Source organism: Geotalea uraniireducens Rf4 (genome assembly GCF_000016745.1).
Lineage (GTDB): Bacteria > Desulfobacterota > Desulfuromonadia > Geobacterales > Geobacteraceae > Geotalea > Geotalea uraniireducens.
Map to the genome: position 1 here is coordinate 3,997,405 of NC_009483.1, position 14,448 is coordinate 4,011,852.

At 55.8% G+C, this 14,448-nt stretch carries 18 protein-coding genes and 1 tRNA gene; 6 read left to right on the forward strand and 13 right to left on the reverse strand.

Annotated elements, in window-relative coordinates; translation table 11 throughout:
- Nucleotides 1-5: 5 nt before the first annotated feature.
- Nucleotides 6-548 (reverse strand): hypoxanthine phosphoribosyltransferase, encoded by a 543-nt coding sequence (gene hpt / locus GURA_RS17310; protein ID WP_327049719.1) that lies wholly within the window; start codon nt 546-548, stop codon nt 6-8.
- 130 nt (nt 549-678) lie between these two features.
- On the opposite strand from hpt, the gene GURA_RS17315 reads away from it, so the two are divergent.
- The gene (locus GURA_RS17315) at nt 679-1,368 is read left to right on the forward strand and encodes a DUF1573 domain-containing protein (RefSeq protein WP_011940216.1); all 690 of its coding nucleotides are present in this window, start codon (nt 679-681) and stop codon (nt 1,366-1,368) included.
- A 30-nt stretch (nt 1,369-1,398) separates the two neighbouring features.
- Here GURA_RS17315 and GURA_RS17320 read toward each other — a convergent pair whose 3' ends face one another.
- The gene (locus GURA_RS17320) at nt 1,399-2,277 is read right to left on the reverse strand and encodes an MBL fold metallo-hydrolase (protein WP_011940217.1); all 879 of its coding nucleotides are present in this window, start codon (nt 2,275-2,277) and stop codon (nt 1,399-1,401) included.
- 137 nt (nt 2,278-2,414) lie between these two features.
- Between GURA_RS17320 and GURA_RS17325 the strand changes: the two genes are divergently transcribed.
- A tRNA-Arg gene (locus GURA_RS17325) sits at nt 2,415-2,491 on the forward strand.
- Between the two features lie 150 nt (nt 2,492-2,641).
- A complete protein-coding gene (locus GURA_RS17330; protein WP_011940218.1) occupies nt 2,642-3,052 on the forward strand; it encodes a nucleotidyl transferase AbiEii/AbiGii toxin family protein in 411 nt (136 codons plus the stop codon).
- Nucleotides 3,053-3,240: 188 nt separating this feature from the next.
- On the opposite strand, the gene GURA_RS25435 is transcribed toward GURA_RS17330, so the two are convergent.
- The 11 genes from GURA_RS25435 to GURA_RS17380 all read right to left on the reverse strand — a co-directional run bounded on the left by GURA_RS25435 (nt 3,241) and on the right by GURA_RS17380 (nt 12,248).
- A complete protein-coding gene (locus GURA_RS25435) occupies nt 3,241-3,408 on the reverse strand; it encodes a type I-MYXAN CRISPR-associated protein Cas6/Cmx6 (RefSeq protein ID WP_083764934.1) in 168 nt (55 codons plus the stop codon).
- A 21-nt stretch (nt 3,409-3,429) separates the two neighbouring features.
- Nucleotides 3,430-4,251, reverse strand: coding sequence for a BRO-N domain-containing protein (locus tag GURA_RS17335; protein WP_011940219.1), 822 nt, complete (start codon nt 4,249-4,251; stop codon nt 3,430-3,432).
- A 78-nt stretch (nt 4,252-4,329) separates the two neighbouring features.
- Nucleotides 4,330-5,301, reverse strand: coding sequence for a helix-turn-helix transcriptional regulator (locus tag GURA_RS17340; protein WP_011940220.1), 972 nt, complete (start codon nt 5,299-5,301; stop codon nt 4,330-4,332).
- Between the two features lie 402 nt (nt 5,302-5,703).
- Entirely contained in the window at nt 5,704-5,919 is a 216-nt protein-coding gene (locus GURA_RS17345; protein ID WP_041245529.1) for a hypothetical protein, read from the reverse strand.
- A gap of 14 nt (nt 5,920-5,933) precedes the next feature.
- Entirely contained in the window at nt 5,934-6,614 is a 681-nt protein-coding gene (locus GURA_RS17350) for a class I SAM-dependent methyltransferase (protein WP_011940221.1), read from the reverse strand.
- Entirely contained in the window at nt 6,611-7,225 is a 615-nt protein-coding gene (locus GURA_RS17355; protein ID WP_011940222.1) for a class I SAM-dependent methyltransferase, read from the reverse strand. Before GURA_RS17355 ends, GURA_RS17350 begins: the two co-directional genes overlap by 4 nt.
- On the reverse strand, nt 7,212-7,934 hold the full coding sequence (locus tag GURA_RS17360) for an ABC transporter ATP-binding protein (RefSeq protein WP_011940223.1): 723 nt from the start codon (nt 7,932-7,934) through the stop codon (nt 7,212-7,214). The genes GURA_RS17355 and GURA_RS17360 overlap by 14 nt, the downstream gene beginning before the upstream one ends.
- Nucleotides 7,935-7,936: 2 nt before the next feature.
- The gene (locus GURA_RS17365; protein WP_011940224.1) at nt 7,937-9,139 is read right to left on the reverse strand and encodes an ABC transporter permease; all 1,203 of its coding nucleotides are present in this window, start codon (nt 9,137-9,139) and stop codon (nt 7,937-7,939) included.
- Nucleotides 9,136-10,305: an efflux RND transporter periplasmic adaptor subunit gene (locus tag GURA_RS17370; protein ID WP_011940225.1), complete on the reverse strand. Its 1,170-nt coding sequence runs from the start codon at nt 10,303-10,305 to the stop codon at nt 9,136-9,138. Before GURA_RS17370 ends, GURA_RS17365 begins: the two co-directional genes overlap by 4 nt.
- Nucleotides 10,306-10,329: 24 nt before the next feature.
- Nucleotides 10,330-11,589, reverse strand: coding sequence for a TolC family protein (locus GURA_RS17375; RefSeq protein WP_011940226.1), 1,260 nt, complete (start codon nt 11,587-11,589; stop codon nt 10,330-10,332).
- Between the two features lie 68 nt (nt 11,590-11,657).
- Nucleotides 11,658-12,248: a TetR/AcrR family transcriptional regulator gene (locus tag GURA_RS17380; RefSeq protein WP_011940227.1), complete on the reverse strand. Its 591-nt coding sequence runs from the start codon at nt 12,246-12,248 to the stop codon at nt 11,658-11,660.
- Nucleotides 12,249-12,520: 272 nt separating this feature from the next.
- Here GURA_RS17380 and GURA_RS17385 point away from each other — a divergent pair, with 272 nt between their 5' ends.
- The 3 genes from GURA_RS17385 (at nt 12,521) to GURA_RS17395 (ending at nt 14,442) form a co-directional block, all read left to right on the forward strand.
- Nucleotides 12,521-12,838 (forward strand): hypothetical protein, encoded by a 318-nt coding sequence (locus tag GURA_RS17385; RefSeq protein WP_011940228.1) that lies wholly within the window; start codon nt 12,521-12,523, stop codon nt 12,836-12,838.
- 135 nt (nt 12,839-12,973) lie between these two features.
- A complete protein-coding gene (locus tag GURA_RS17390) occupies nt 12,974-13,528 on the forward strand; it encodes a hypothetical protein (RefSeq protein ID WP_011940229.1) in 555 nt (184 codons plus the stop codon).
- Nucleotides 13,529-13,584: 56 nt separating this feature from the next.
- Nucleotides 13,585-14,442 (forward strand): transporter, encoded by an 858-nt coding sequence (locus tag GURA_RS17395; RefSeq protein ID WP_011940230.1) that lies wholly within the window; start codon nt 13,585-13,587, stop codon nt 14,440-14,442.
- The last annotated feature ends 6 nt before the right edge of the window (nt 14,443-14,448 follow it).

The window sequence follows — 14,448 nt, forward strand, 5'->3', positions numbered from 1 at the left end:
GGAGATTATTGTATGAATTCATAGATTTGCGACAGTTCTCTCATTTTTTCATCCAGGTCCAACCCGTAACCGACGAGGAACCCGCCCTTGCAGGCAATCCCGACGTAATCAGCCGTTACCTCTACCCGGCGACGCCCCTGTTTGTCAATCAAGGTACAGACTTTGAGACTTTTCGGTTCTCTCTCCCAAAGCCTTTCCAGCAAGAACGCAAGGGTTAACCCGGTATCGATTATGTCTTCAACCACCAGCACATGCTTGCCGGCAATGGAGGTCTCCAGATCTTTTGCTATGGTCACTCGACCAGTGCTCTCCATGCCGCTGTAGCTGCTAAGCTTGATAAAATCGAGGGTCAGCGGCAATTGAACCTGTCGGGCGAGGTCAGCAGCAAAGAAAAAAGCCCCTTTTAAGACAACAACCATGAGCAGTTCTTCACCCGCGTATGAGGAGGAAATCTCTTTCGCCAGCCTCTGCACCTCATCTGCAATACGTTTTTCAGAGTAAAGCAAACGACGGTCCATCCCCTCACCCACCTTATAAACCCGCTTCATACTTACCATTTTTCCATTTTTCTATAACAGATTAAGGGCGGGAGTGTCAAATCATTATAGACCTTTACCGGCTTTTTATGCTATAAATATCAATGGTTAGAAATATTCAATTTTTTTTGCGGAGCTTACCATGAAACTGTCTTCGGCAATAACCACAGCCTTCTTTTTAATTATTCTCAGCGGAGCGTCAGCCCTTGCTGCACCGCAACTGGTCGTCGATGAGCCTAACTTCAGTTTCGGTACCATCCCTCAGGGGAAAAAAGTGAACCATGTTTTCGCCATCAGAAATTCCGGCGACACGCCGCTCACTATTCAACGGGTAAGGCCTTCGTGCGGCTGCACCACAGCAAATGCATCCTCCCCCGTAATCCAGCCGGGCAAAAGCGGTGAAATCAAGATTACCTTTGATTCGACCAATTTTTTCGGCAAGGTAAGTAAAACGGTCTTCATCGACACCAATGACCCCAAGAGTCCTGCCGTTACCCTTACCCTGACAGGCTCCATAACGGAGGAAATCCAGATTGCACCGCGCCAGTTGAACCTTGGCCAGACAAAGATCGGCACCCCCAAAGAAGTAACCATCTCCGTGACCAACAGGGGCAACAGGCCGTTAAAACTTGTTTCTGCCAAATCCCCCATATCGCAGGTAGTGGCCAGGATAAGGAAAGATCAGTTAAAACCGGGAGAGTCCGGCGTTATTGACGTCACTGTCACCCCTCGCGCTGAAGACCGCATGTTGAGCGGCTACCTGTTCATTACCACCGATAACCCGCAAAAAAGTGAAATCATGGTCCCGCTGTATGCGTCAGCAGTAAAATAAGCAGATGGGAACCGGATACGCAGCAAGATACTACTTCTCCTTCAACTGCTTGTAAGCCCGTTCAACATTGGTGTTCAGAAAGATCTTGTAGCCGGGCAACGCTTCATAGTTGGGGAGGCGGAAAGCTTTTTTTGTTTGCTCCAGGGTTTCACCCTTTTCCACATGGCGCAACACCTCCGTAAGGAAATCCTTGAAGAACAGTCTGAACTGAGTTATTCCCGCACTATTGGTCACCTTTCCCGAACCGGGTATGACAATACGCGCATCGATCCCTTCCATCATCTCCAGATCGAGAACCCATTCCCGCATGTGGCCATCCCCCATATAACCATCCACATCATAAAAAAACAGGTCCGAGGTAAAGAGCACCTTCTCTTCGGGGAGATAGACAATCACATCCCCCTCACTATGCCCGAGGTCGGTATTGCTCAATACTATCGTCATTTTGCCACGACCCAGGGTGAGCCCCTTATCGAAAAACATCACCGGGTTCTTTAACTCCCGATAGCCCTCTTTCAATGATCGCCATGTCTGCCAGGAAGTGATGATCTCGACATTAGCCGGGAAATCGTAATCGATGTAATTGTAGCCGCGGTGATGATGGGTAAGGATAACTGCCTTCAGGGGGGCGGTGGTGATCTTTGCCGCCTCGGCACTCAGCTCCTTGATCACCTCCGGCGTAAAATGGGCGCCGGCCAGTATCACCTGGGCATTGGCGACGATGATCATGGCGTTGCTGTTGGCCTTCCCCTTTGGAAGGGCAATGGCGGCAAATACGCCATCCGCAACCTTTTGCACCGCAAAGTTTTTTACATTGTTGGAGTTATTGCCGTTAATGGCGGCAGGTGCCGGCATGGCGACGAGGCAAACTATTAACAGCAAAAACACAAAGGAGAACAGTCTGTTCATGGAAGCTCCGGTTTTTTCTTGTATCTTAGCAAAACCAACCGAGAAATGACAGCCCCTGCTTTCATCTCGTCAGACTGCATGAACGAAACATTAAACCTTGAGTTAAGAAGAAAAATAGTGTATTTATAAAAATTCGCGGGCGGTTAGCTCAGTTGGATAGAGTACAGGCCTCCGAAGCCTGGGGTCGTGGGTTCGAATCCCATGCCGCCCGCCAGTTGAAAACAATGGGTTACGGTAAAGCCGTAACCCTTTTTTCGTTTCTTGGCGCTGAATCCGCGAATCACCAACCGCAGCGGCTGTCGTCGGCTGCCCCACCTTCCCTTCCATCAAAATTGTATTTTGCAGCATAGTAAGTCCAAAAAATATGGACATACTATGCTTAAATATTGCTTTATCGTTCGCGGCGCGTGAAACTGCTGAGCACGCTCCCCAGCCTTTCGCCGGCAAGATGCATGCACTGCTCTTCCGCAAGTGGAAGAACCGCGTAAAAGGGAGGGATTGGTACGACCTTGTCTGGTATGCTGCCAATCACCCGCAGCTCAATCTTGCCCATCTGGAGCAACGGATGCGACAGACTGGCCATTGGACCGGCGATCAGACGCTTTCGCCGGCTGCCTTCAGGGAGCTGCTGAGCGAGGGAATCGACCGTCTTGATGTTGACCAGGCACGCCGGGACGTGGCGCCATTCGTCCAAGACCAAGGACTGCTGGCAATCTGGTCCCGTGATTTTTTCCTGGATGTGGTTGGCAGAATACAGTTAGTGGATGAAAAATAGTAAGACTTACGTAACTATTCAGCACGGCGAAGTAACGGACTGGTTTTCAGGAGCGTGGGCATCCTGCCCGTGTTTCGGGCGGGCTTATGCCCGAATACGGTTTGCGCTTGCATATTCAACGCCTTCCAGCGTCAGATATTGTGAAACGCGCGCCCACCTGCACCGACAATTCGAGCGGTCCGCCGTGCTCAACGCCTCCCGGCGTCAGATATTGTGAAACTGCCGTTGTGGGTTGGGTAGTGTAGGGGCAGGTGCGGGCAAATCCTGCTTAGAGCACCATAAAGCGCATAACCATGATCAACCGGAACCGTTTTCCCCTGTACCGGAAATGCCAAATCAATGACCTGAGTATCCACAGATAGATTCTCCTTTCTTCTTTATTTACCCTTCAGCTTCTTACCCTGCGGCTCCACCAGGTAATTCTCAGGCGTCACAACCTTCGCGCCGGTTTCAACCTCCAGTTTCTTCCGCGCATCCCCGGCAATCCGGCCACCCTTGTGCGCGGCCACCTTATTCTCGCCGAACCCTTGCGCATCCTTTTTGCGGGCGATCTCGGTCGTCGCCGCTTCACCCAGCATGGAAAAAATCAGCTCCAGGTCGGTCATGTGGTCCCGCAGGTTTTCCCGTTTCAGCCCCTTCAGCTTCTTGTACTCTCCGGGAGTAAGCCCAAAAGCGGCCTTGGATATCTCCGCCGTCAGGATGGCATACTCAGGCTCCCCCTTCACATTGCGCTGCCGCCATTCGTCGGTCAGCTCCGCCCGAATGGCAATGCCGCGCATCCGTTTCTCAATCCAGGCTTCGGAATACCCCTTGGCGCGGTACAACTCCTTGGTCCGCTTAGTGGCCAACTCCGGGTCCTCGATTTCCTGCACCCGCTCGTAGCCGACTTTCGCCAGCCAGCGTTTGAACGGCTCGGCCTTGGGAGAGGGTATGGACTGTATAATGCGAAAGATGCCTTCGGTGTTGGCGCAAAGCATCCGTTGCGCCCCGCCCGACGTTTCAATCGAAAGGGTATGTACAATATGTACCCACCCTTTGCCAAGTTCCGGATCGCGCTGCTTCATCCGCTGAATGTACTGTTTTGGGTCTTTCGAATCGATCAGGGCAAGCACTACATCCTCGACCACAAACCACCACTCGTCGTTGTGCAGCGTCCGCCGGATTTTCTTGTCCTTAAAGACCACCAGCTTTGTATCCATCAATCGCCTCCGTTTCTCTCCCGTGACAGCACTCTACCACCCCACCTCGGACATCCGGTGTCCTACATGAAAATATTTTCAACCCTTCTTGTACAACTCCGCCATCCGCCCAATCTCCGCCATGATTTCATCGCGCAATTCCACCGGCTCGACCACCTCAACATCTGCACCGAACTGGAGGATGCGGAGCTTCACTTCACGGAAGTCGGCAACTGCGAAGCTAAGGAGGAGTGAGCCGTCCGCCAGTTCCTCCACGCTTTGCTCAACATGCCACAGTTCGTCGCGCACCCAGCGGGCGCGGAAGGGGTTGAACCGCAGCACCACGCGCACCGATGCCCCCCCTTGGAAAATGCCGAAAGCCCCCCCAAGCTGTTCCTGCCACTCTGACGCCGGGCGGGGGGTGAACGGCTGGGCGGAAAGCCTAACCTCATGCATCCGGCCAAGGTGAAACTTGCGCCAGTCGTCTCGGTCGAGACAGCGGGCCAGGAGCACCCAGCCGCCCATGTAGTGCTGTAGATGATGGGGTTCGACGAGACGTTCCGTGTGCGCGTTGGTGGAGGGGGCGAAATAGTGGAAGGCGAGCTGCCGCCGCTGCACCAGGGCATCGGCGACAATGCGGAATGTTTCGGCCTCGGCGGGAGCAAAACCGTGCCAGACGGCGGAGAAGGCCTCGTTGACCCTGGCTTCGGAGAGGCCGAAGGAGCCGGTGGCGGCGAACAGCTTGCGGCCGAAGGAGCGGATGGAGTGGCTGATCACCCCGGAGGCAGCGCCGGCAAGGAGGTTCTGCGCCAGGAGAACGGCGAGGAGCTCGTTTTGGGCGACCTCGAAGGGGGGAAGGGCGAAACCGCTCTCGGTGTAGTAATAGCCTTTGCGGTGGGAATCGTAATCCAGCGGCGCGCCGAGCCGGTCACGCATGAAATCGATGGTGCGCTGGGCGGTCTTGGCGGAGATTTCGAAACGGCGGGCGAGGCAATTGGCATTGGGAAAGGCTCCGCGACGAACTTCACTATCAAACCAGTAATAACGTTCGAATTTGAGATGGTCAGCCATGCCGACTCCACCGAGACCCCACCATGTCACCCTGCATTTTTCGTAGTGGCACACGCCCTCCTGTCCGCTAAAATCCAAATTCCCAAGAACCAGCACAAAAAAACCGCCCGATCGTCTTCGACAATGGCGGCTTCAGATGCTGCAATGTGCGGTCGTCAGGATCACCCCCAACTCCTAGGAAATCATAATAATTGAGTTCTCACCTGTAATACACTCCAAACCAGAGGGCGTCAACGGTTTTATGAACAAAACGGAATATAAGGTCGTAGTTCTTATTGAACGGATGGAAGGACAGAGCGTGACAGTGTGCCGGGAATTTCAAGGTCACAATACTCTATTCCCTGTCAAGCCAGATGAAGCCATTTCCCGTCACGCCATAACTATTCTTCAATAGCCGCCCTATCAGGCCTGGTGCCTGATGTCTCGAAATATCCGGTATGCAAGCAACACAAAGGGCCAGGCGTGCCAAAACAGGTCAAAGATATCGATCGGCTTTTTCAGCGTGCCGGCCATCAACATCTTCATCTTTTCCACGATATGAGGCTGAGGATAAAATGGCGCAAAGCCAAGGAGCAGCACAACCGGGATGAGAAACTTGTAGTCGAGCAGATTTTTCATGATTGCTCCCGTCTTTAATATGGCCGCAGCACATTCAGTCGCCGGTCGGCATCAAGGATAATCCCTTCAGCAGTCCGATGCATATGGAGAAAACCCCTGACTTCATCCACAAAAGATTGCGGCTTTTGACGGTATTCCGCCAGCATGCTGACAAAGAAATCCTCTTCATCGTCAAACCGGAACAGAGTGCGAAAGTGTATCGTCTCTTCCACGGTCCAGCCGGCCAGGGTGTGCATGGCGCGAATGGCCGCTTCCTTGGCAGGCCGCTCATTGCCGCTCCCAGCCCCGAATCGCTCCTTTGCCTCGGTAAACGAACCGCCATCACCTGGCTCGACAACGACAATGACCCCATCTTTGCGGAGAAGGCCGGCTGCCGTGTGCAGGCTACCGGACATTTCTTCAACAGGGACATGGTGCAGAGAGAGGGTGTAGATAACCATGTCGAAGCTCCCAGGGGGGAGATCCGGCACGCCGGTCTGATCCTGCATGAACGTCACATTGTCCGCGACAATGGTGGCCCGTGCTGTTTCGAGTGCCGCAGCATCGGGGTCGGTGGCTACAACCCGCTCGGCATGCTTCGCCAGGTCCTGCGTGATCCGCCCCTTGCCGCACCCTATTTCGAGCACTTCCTTGCCGCCAAGATCGCACCTGGACAGAATAGCGGCTATATAACGGTTTGTCGGGTCCTGGATCACCTGTATCCCCCCTCGCACACACCTGGCTTGACAGCCAGTATTTGCACCACCGATGCCGGGCCGGTATGCCCTCGCCCCTCCCGCACCTGCCGTTCAATCTGCACGGCATGGACAAATTCCAGTCCGGCAAGTTCCCGTTCCAACTCATCCAGCGACATGAGCATATCCAGGGACTTGGGCCCGCCGGTGCCGTAGGCGAGCTGCTCCTTGCTGAACGCCTCCAGCACGAAGACCCCGCCGGGCGCAAGCCCCTGCACGGCCGCACGATGGAGCGGAATGCGGATTGCCGGGTGCAAGTGGCAATAACAGGCGATGATCCCGTCCCACTGTCCCGGCTTTATCACAAACTCGCTCAGATCAGCATGTATCGTGGTAATGGCGACACCGCGCTCCATTGCCAGGTCCACGGCCTTTCGCAGCCCCACTTCCGATCCGTCAATCCCGGTCACCCGGTATCCCAGTGATGCCAGATACACGGCGTTTCTCCCTTCTCCCTCCGCAAGGGACAGAATCTTTCCTTGCGGAATCCTGTCGACTATCGATACGAGAAATTCATTCGGGGCAGTGCCGTAGGTAAACCCCGGTTCGCTGTAACGTTCATCCCAGTTCATGGTTTCCTGTCACCTCCAGGTTATTCTTTTCGCCGGCAATGCGGCCGTCGCTCACATGGAATATCCGGTCGAACCCTTCCACCATCCGGTGGTCATGGGTGACGACCAGGATGGCTGAATGGTTTTCCACCGCCAGTTTCTTCAGGAGCGTCATGACGTTTTTGCCGTTCCCGGTGTCCAGCGCCGCGGTCGGTTCGTCGGCAAGGATCACCTTCGGCCTGTTGGCCAAAGCCCGCGCGATCGCCACCCTCTGCGCTTCCCCACCTGAAAGGGCAGAGGGGTAGTTGTTCAGCCGATGCCCCAGGTTCAACGTGGTGAGGAGTTCCTCGGCCCTTTCCCTGGCCTCTGATCGCGGCAGGTGGTTTATCTCCAGCGCCACCATCACGTTTTCCATGGCGGTCAAAAACGGGATAAGGTTATGGGCCTGGAAGATGAAGCCGAGCTTTTCCCGGCGAATCCGCTTCAGGTCCAGCCCCGGCCGCCATCCTTCATCGGCGACGACTGTGCCGTCAATGACCACCTTGCCGCGGGTCGGTTCGTTGATCAGGCCGATGGAGGTGAGAAGCGTGGTTTTCCCGGACCCCGACGGACCGAGAATGGCGACCAACTCCCCCGGCTTGACCTGGAAGGTGGCATCAGAGATGGCCGTAACCATCGTCTCCCCTTTGCCGTATATTTTTGTCAGTCCAGCCACTTCTATGGCAAACATGTTTACCCTCCCAAGGCTTCCGCGGGCTCAACCCGGAGCGCCTTCCTGATCCCGACAAAGCTGGAAATCACACAGATGGCCATGACTATGGCGAAGAGTGACCGCAGGTCGCCGGACTCAAGGACGATCCGGCGGGGAAAGTGTTCGTAGGTCAAGAGTATCACGAAATAACCGATGCCGTAGGCGATGCCACCCATGAGCAGCGACTGCTGGAGGATCATGCCGACGATCACCCGGTTCGGGGAACCGATCAGCTTCAGGGTTGCGATGACCCTGATCTTGTCGAGGGTCGAGGTGTAAATGATCAGGGCGATGATGACCGCCGAAATGACGAGCAGGATGACCCGGAAAAGCCCCAGCTGCATCCTGGCCTTTTCGATCATCCCCTTGGTCAGGATCTTTGTCTGCTCTTCGCCGGAAATGGCGCGGAAATGGTTCCAGCGGCCGATCCGTTGCTGCACTTCCTGCAGATCCGCGCCGGGCGCCAGTTTTGCCACGACGGTATTTACCGTGTGGGTGGATTCCGTAATTCCCGATATGTTATTTTGCAGGGACTTCACCTGCGACGGAGAAAGGGACTGTATGCCGGCAACCCTCGCACCGGTTCTCTGCCGATCGTTTCTGATCGCATCGTTGTCTTTCTTGAACTGGATATCCTGGGCGTCGGCCAGGCTCACATAGGCGGCCGGATCGCCGCTGGACGAAACCATTTTACCCGTTATCCCGACCACTGTGTAGTCATGGAGCCCCAGATGGATTTTTTCTCCAAGCGCCATCTTCATACCCTTGGCAACAACCATTTCATAGTGCTTCTGGCGGATGCCCCGTCCGGCAACTATTACCGGCGGCCCGCCGAAACCGTTCAAATCGTGGCCGATGAGGAAAAAGCGGAACGGCTTACCCAGCCGCTCGATCTGGATCGTCTGGAAAGAAAGGGGCGATGCCTGTGCCACACCGGGAACCGCAGCGATGCGGTATCTGATGTCTTCAGGGATGCGGGAGTTCTCGGCGAAGGGGCCGTTCGTATCCTGCTGGACCACCCAGATGTCGGCACTGGTGGCGCCGAGAACCGCCAGGGCATCTGCGAAGAGCCCCCGGTAAATGCCCCCCATGCTCATCACCACGCCGAGGAGTAGACCCAGGCCGATGGAGGTGAGGATGAATCGTCCCCGGTGATAGCTTATGTCGCGGATAGCCAGGTTCATTGGGCCTTCACCTTCATCCCGTCCCTGAATTTGGCCATCTCCTGCGGAAGCGCGGCGACGACCAGCTCGCTTTTGTCCAGCCCGGCGGCAATCTCCGTGAAGTTGCACCGGTCTTCAACCCCCGCGGTGACCGTCTTGAATTTCAGCCTGCCATTCGCAACCGACCATACCCCCCTTTGTTTTTCCCTGGTGACCAGGGAGGCGGAGGGCAAGGCGGGAACGCTCTTTCTGGCTTCGGTCTCGATGTAGACTTCGGCCTGCTCCCCAAGCCGGTAATTCTTCAGCGGCTGGGCAAAGGCGACGTCCACCTCCAGTTCTTCGGTGACCCGGTCGCTCTCGCGGCCGAGGCGCGCCACCCGGCCGGGGAAATGCTCACCGGGGGCGGAGCGGAGCGTAATGACGGCCTTCTTGCCGACAGAAACCCCTTTCAGCTGGGACTCGTCCACATTGGCCTTCACCCAAACGGTCCGTGGATCTGCCAGGGTGAAAATCGCCATCCCCGGCGTCACCGTGGCCCCCATTTCCAGGTCCCTGGTGATCACAACCCCATCCTGCGGCGCATAGATGAGGGTATCGGCCACCTTGCTCCGGGCAAATGCAAGTCCGGCACGGTTTGCCGACTGCTCCATATTTACCGCCTCCAGTGCAGCGGTGCAGCGTGCAACCTCCGCCTTGGCGACCTGATAAACGTTCTCGAACTGCTCGGCCTCCAGCTTGGAGACCAGGTTCTTTTCCGCCAGGGACTTGAAACGATGGGCGTTTTTCTCTGCCAGGGCAAGATTGGCCCGGGCCTTCAGGAGATTGGCCTGCTCCACCTGCCGGTTTGATGCGCTCCTCTCCACCCCGGCCTCCGACTGATGCTGCTGCTGGACGACATCATCGTTTTCGAGCCTGGCAAGCAACTGGCCGCGCGTTACCCGGTCACCCTGATCGGCGTACAACGCAACTATCCTGCCGGTGATTTTGCTGGAAACCCCCACCACCACCTTGGCCTCAACGGTGCCGTTGCCGTAGACCTGCGCGGTCAGGTCGCGCATTTCGACCTTAACGACCTTTACCCGCGCCGGAGCAAGGATTGTCGACTTAAGGACGACGACAGCGACGAAAAGGATCAGGGGCCAGAGCAGATACTTTTTCTTTCGTGCCATTTTTTTCAGTAGATTCATTCTTCACTCCTTGGCGGTTGCTTCTCACTCTTTTCCCACCGCCCTGTCCAAACGGGCTGACGCGGTGTAATAATCATAGACTGCCTGTATATGGGCTGTTTCCGCATCAAGAGCCTGGGATTGGGCATCGGTGACCTCGATGATACTCCCGACCCCTTCCTGGTAGCGTCCCATGGCAAGAGCCTGGTTTTCCCTGGCGGCAGCCACTTCCTTTTCCGTCGAGGCTATGCGGGCGGTCGCCTCCCTGACGCCAAGCCAGGACGATTCCACATCCCTCACGACCTGCAGCCTCTGGTTGTTTTGCTGGGCGTCGACGGCCCGCAGCTGCGCCACGGCCTCCTTTTCCTGCTGCACCGTGGAAAAGCCCGAAAAGAGCGGTATGGTCAGGTTCAATCCGACGCCCCACACCGTCCCTCCCGGCGGAAACTCCCTGTCCGCATAACCGGCGCTCGCCGTCCCCGAGAGGATGGGGAGATAACCGCTCCTGGCAATTTTCAAGCCGGCGGCTGCCGAGCTTTTCAGCGCATTGAGCCGTTTCAGCTCGGCCCTGTTGGTCAGGGCCTCCTGCTGCACCCGGTTCCGTTCCGGTTCCGTATCAATCGCAGCAGAAGGCTCTACAACGGTGCTGGTTTCCAATGACGGAACACCCATGGCATTGGCAAGCTCGACCCGTGCGAGCTCCAGGTTGTTTTCCGCCCGGATCAGTGCGGTCTTGGCTGCAAACATGTTGGCCTCGGCCCTGGTCACATCCACCTTCGCCCTGATCCCCTCCCTGAAGAACTCTTCTGCCTGGCGATAAACCACTTCCCTTGCCCTGACAGTCTCTTTCACGGCATTGACCTGTTTTTCGGCAGCCAGCAGGAGATAGAAAGCCGCTCTGACCCGGTAAGCTATGTCCTGACGGGTTACGGCAAGCGTCTCGGCAGCAGCGGCGTTGTTGCCGCGCGCAGCATCAACAGCACCTGAGGTGCGGCCGAAATCATAGATGGTCTGCCTCAGGTAGAGGGCGTCCGTCTGCACTTCCGTTTGCTTGACGGCTTCGAGCGGCGTCAGGAAGGAGCGCCCTTTGCTCCAGTCTGCAGCAATGTTCAGTTGGGGGTAATAGTTGGCCAGTGCCTGGCCTGTCCGGGCCTCGGCGCCGTTCATATTCTCCCTGGCCTCGATCACCTGCGGGTGGTTTTTGAGCGCTATGGCCAGGGCGTCGTCAAGGGTCAGGGGAGATGCGGCATGAAGTGGCGAAGCCAAAAGGAGCCATGTTGCCACGACGGTCGAAAACAATTTCATAATGATTTACCTATATATTGCGTTCAGAATTTAATGCGATTGAGTACTCACATATAATGCAAAAAAAATCAGCGCACCAGCAGCAAAAAGTTATTCCAGAGTTTTTCCGCTTCCGCCTTGATGTCGAACGATGCGCCGCCGATGGTCCAGCGCAGCGCCGTGAACTGGATCATGCCGAGAAAAGTCAGCGCCGTCTCCCGCGGGGAAAGCCCCGGGCGCAAATCCCCTTCGTTGATCCCTGCGGCGATGACGCCGGAGACGGTCTCCACGTAGCTTCCCATGCGGAAGGCGATGTTTTCCGCCAGTCTGGGGTTCCCCAGGTGGACGTCCTCGGAAAAGATGAACCGAGGAAGGCCCGGATGCTCGTCAATCATGCTTATGTGCGAGAAAAAGATGGTCTCCAGTTTTTCCATGGGCTTCCGGCTTCCCGCCGCGATGGTTGCCGCCTTCCCCATGACGACCGTGCCGATGAAGTCCGCGAGGGCAAAATAGATGTCGTCCTTCCCGCCGAAGTGCCGATAGATGTTGGCTTCACTCATTCCGGCAGCTTCCGCGATGGCGGCAATGGTGAGCGCTTTTACCCCGCGCGTGCCTATTACCTCCAGGGCGGCCTGGACGATCTCTTCTTTTCGTATGCGTGTGCTTTTTTTTGGTTTCATAATGTTTGTTGTGAGTGTATATTCACATGATAAACCGACTTTTACTTCGGAGTCAACATATTATCTGCTCGCAGTCGGCAATGCCATGCCACACGAAACAATACGTATGGATGTTTTTGCACCTGTTTGCACCCGAAGTGCAGATATTGCATCATTTTACCTGACCACCCTCCAGCGCCACGCGCATATTGCCAAAGATATCAACATGTTACACATTTGGCATGCGGTGTGATTAGTATAGCTCAAAAATCACACCACAGGAGGAAGAGGAAATGAAAAGAAAAATCATCAGCACGGTAGCAGTAATGGGGGTCCTTCTCTCGTTGAGCGCGGCAGACGTTTTTGCAGGGCGTGGCAACGGTGCGGGCAGCGGTGGCGGCAAGGGCCTTCGTGACGGCAGCTGCGTGAACACGACCGGAACGGCCACGAATGCGACACGGCCGGCAGGTTCGCAGCGCAGGGACGGCACCTTCCTGACAACCGGGGTGACCGCCAACGGTTCAACCACCCGCCCCGCTAACGGCAAAGGTCTGCAGGACGGCAGCCGTCTGGCCACCACTCCTGCCACGACCGCCCCGGCGGCGCAGTAACTCGAAGCTTTAACGGCAAGCATTCCCTCCATACGACTCGTATGGAGGGAATTACTTTTATCGTCCCAGTTGTTTAGAGCCATGATATGCACTTTGGCAGATATCAAAGCAATATTGTGATGGAGGAAACCGGAAATGAAACAACTCCTTATCCAGGGTGTATTAATTTTGGCCACCCTTGCCTGGGGAGGCGAAACCGCTGCATTCTGGGGAAACGATGCCGAGCTGGGCACAAGCGGCCTGGATTACGCGAAAGGCTTTGATATCAATACGGTTGCCACAGTGAAAGGGACCATTGTGCAATCCCCCGTAGATCGGGGACAGGGCCATGCAATCATGGAAATGCGGACGGAGCAGGGACAGCTTAATGTGATCATGGGACCATGGTGGTTCTGGGAAAAGAATTCGATTCCGCTTGATAAAGGACATGAGGTGACCATAAGCGGGTCAAAGGCGCAGGGGAAGGATGGGGGGCTTTATCTGTTTGCCCAGGAGATCACAAACCGTTCCAAAGGACATTCTCTCACCATTCGCTCCGAAACGGGTGTTCCGCTCTGGTCGCGCGCCGACGCGAACGGCGCTGATGCTTCGAACCGGCGAACCGGTGCAAACTCCCGTCATGGCGGTGGTAACCGGTATGGCTCTTTCGGCGGCGGAAGGGGCGGCGGGGGACATGGCGGACGCAGATGATGCCGGCTCGTCACCCGGGCGCCGGCTACCTGTTTGAGGGCTGAAAGGATTAACGCATGAATTTATACTTTATCGCCAGTTCGTTGCTTCTGGCGATGTTATCACCAACTTGGGTGTACGCCGCTGAAGAAGAGAAAATCCCGACAGTATCGGTCAGCCTGGGCGTTGAATTCGCTTCCGGCAAGTACGGCACCGACATTACAACCGACACTGTTTACATGCCGCTGATCGTGACCTGGTTTCCCACTGCCCGTCTCGACGTGGGAACGGAGATTCCTTTTGTCTATCAAAGTTCATCGCTCGTAACCACCGATATTTTCAGAGCATCACAGGTGAACGGCACGGCAAAGCTTGTCGCACGCCAGGGGGGGCCGGGGGGAAAGGGAGGAAATCATTCTGCCGCATCATCCAACGGAGCCGCAGAACCTGCGACTTCCGGAATGGGGGACATTATCCTCCGTATCGGTTATGTCGCATTGGCTGAAGGCCGGAGAGCGCCGAGAATCCGCCCTTCCCTGTTCGTAAAATTCCCCACCGCCAGCGAACGTGACGGGTTGGGAACCGGAGAATTAGATGCAGGCGCAGGCATGGAGGTTTCCAAGTGGTTTGACGATCTGATCGTAACCGCCGAGGCCTTTTACAACTACCAGGGAAAGGCAGCCGGTTTGGGTTTGAAAAATTACGTAAGCTATACGGTCGGCACAGGGTATCAGCTCACCGACCGATTCCGGCCGTTGCTCCTCGTCAGGGGAGCTTCCGAACCGGCCGAAGATGCGACAGATCTGCTTGAACTGCGAGCCAAAGGATTCTATGAAATAACCCGTAGGACTGGAATAGAAATGTACGCAGCCAAAGGAATAACGGACAGCAGCCCGGATTATGGCGGCGGAATAACCATGTATTATATGTTTTGAGCAACC

Excerpts from the sequence above, each read along its gene's own strand:
- GURA_RS17365 (WP_011940224.1), bottom strand. The coding sequence starts at position 9,139 with ATGAACCTGGCTATCCGCGACATAAGCTATCACCGGGGACGATTCATC.
- GURA_RS17315 (WP_011940216.1), top strand. The coding sequence starts at position 679 with ATGAAACTGTCTTCGGCAATAACCACAGCCTTCTTTTTAATTATTCTC.
- GURA_RS17385 (WP_011940228.1), top strand. The coding sequence starts at position 12,521 with ATGAAAAGAAAAATCATCAGCACGGTAGCAGTAATGGGGGTCCTTCTC.
- GURA_RS17330 (WP_011940218.1), top strand. The coding sequence starts at position 2,642 with ATGGACATACTATGCTTAAATATTGCTTTATCGTTCGCGGCGCGTGAA.
- GURA_RS17390 (WP_011940229.1), top strand. The coding sequence starts at position 12,974 with ATGAAACAACTCCTTATCCAGGGTGTATTAATTTTGGCCACCCTTGCC.
- hpt (WP_327049719.1), bottom strand. The coding sequence starts at position 548 with ATGAAGCGGGTTTATAAGGTGGGTGAGGGGATGGACCGTCGTTTGCTT.
- GURA_RS17370 (WP_011940225.1), bottom strand. The coding sequence starts at position 10,305 with ATGAATCTACTGAAAAAAATGGCACGAAAGAAAAAGTATCTGCTCTGG.
- GURA_RS17345 (WP_041245529.1), bottom strand. The coding sequence starts at position 5,919 with ATGAAAAATCTGCTCGACTACAAGTTTCTCATCCCGGTTGTGCTGCTC.
- GURA_RS17360 (WP_011940223.1), bottom strand. The coding sequence starts at position 7,934 with ATGTTTGCCATAGAAGTGGCTGGACTGACAAAAATATACGGCAAAGGG.
- GURA_RS17320 (WP_011940217.1), bottom strand. The coding sequence starts at position 2,277 with ATGAACAGACTGTTCTCCTTTGTGTTTTTGCTGTTAATAGTTTGCCTC.
- GURA_RS17380 (WP_011940227.1), bottom strand. The coding sequence starts at position 12,248 with ATGAAACCAAAAAAAAGCACACGCATACGAAAAGAAGAGATCGTCCAG.
- GURA_RS17375 (WP_011940226.1), bottom strand. The coding sequence starts at position 11,589 with ATGAAATTGTTTTCGACCGTCGTGGCAACATGGCTCCTTTTGGCTTCG.
- GURA_RS17395 (WP_011940230.1), top strand. The coding sequence starts at position 13,585 with ATGAATTTATACTTTATCGCCAGTTCGTTGCTTCTGGCGATGTTATCA.
- GURA_RS17335 (WP_011940219.1), bottom strand. The coding sequence starts at position 4,251 with ATGGATACAAAGCTGGTGGTCTTTAAGGACAAGAAAATCCGGCGGACG.
- GURA_RS17355 (WP_011940222.1), bottom strand. The coding sequence starts at position 7,225 with ATGAACTGGGATGAACGTTACAGCGAACCGGGGTTTACCTACGGCACT.
- GURA_RS17340 (WP_011940220.1), bottom strand. The coding sequence starts at position 5,301 with ATGGCTGACCATCTCAAATTCGAACGTTATTACTGGTTTGATAGTGAA.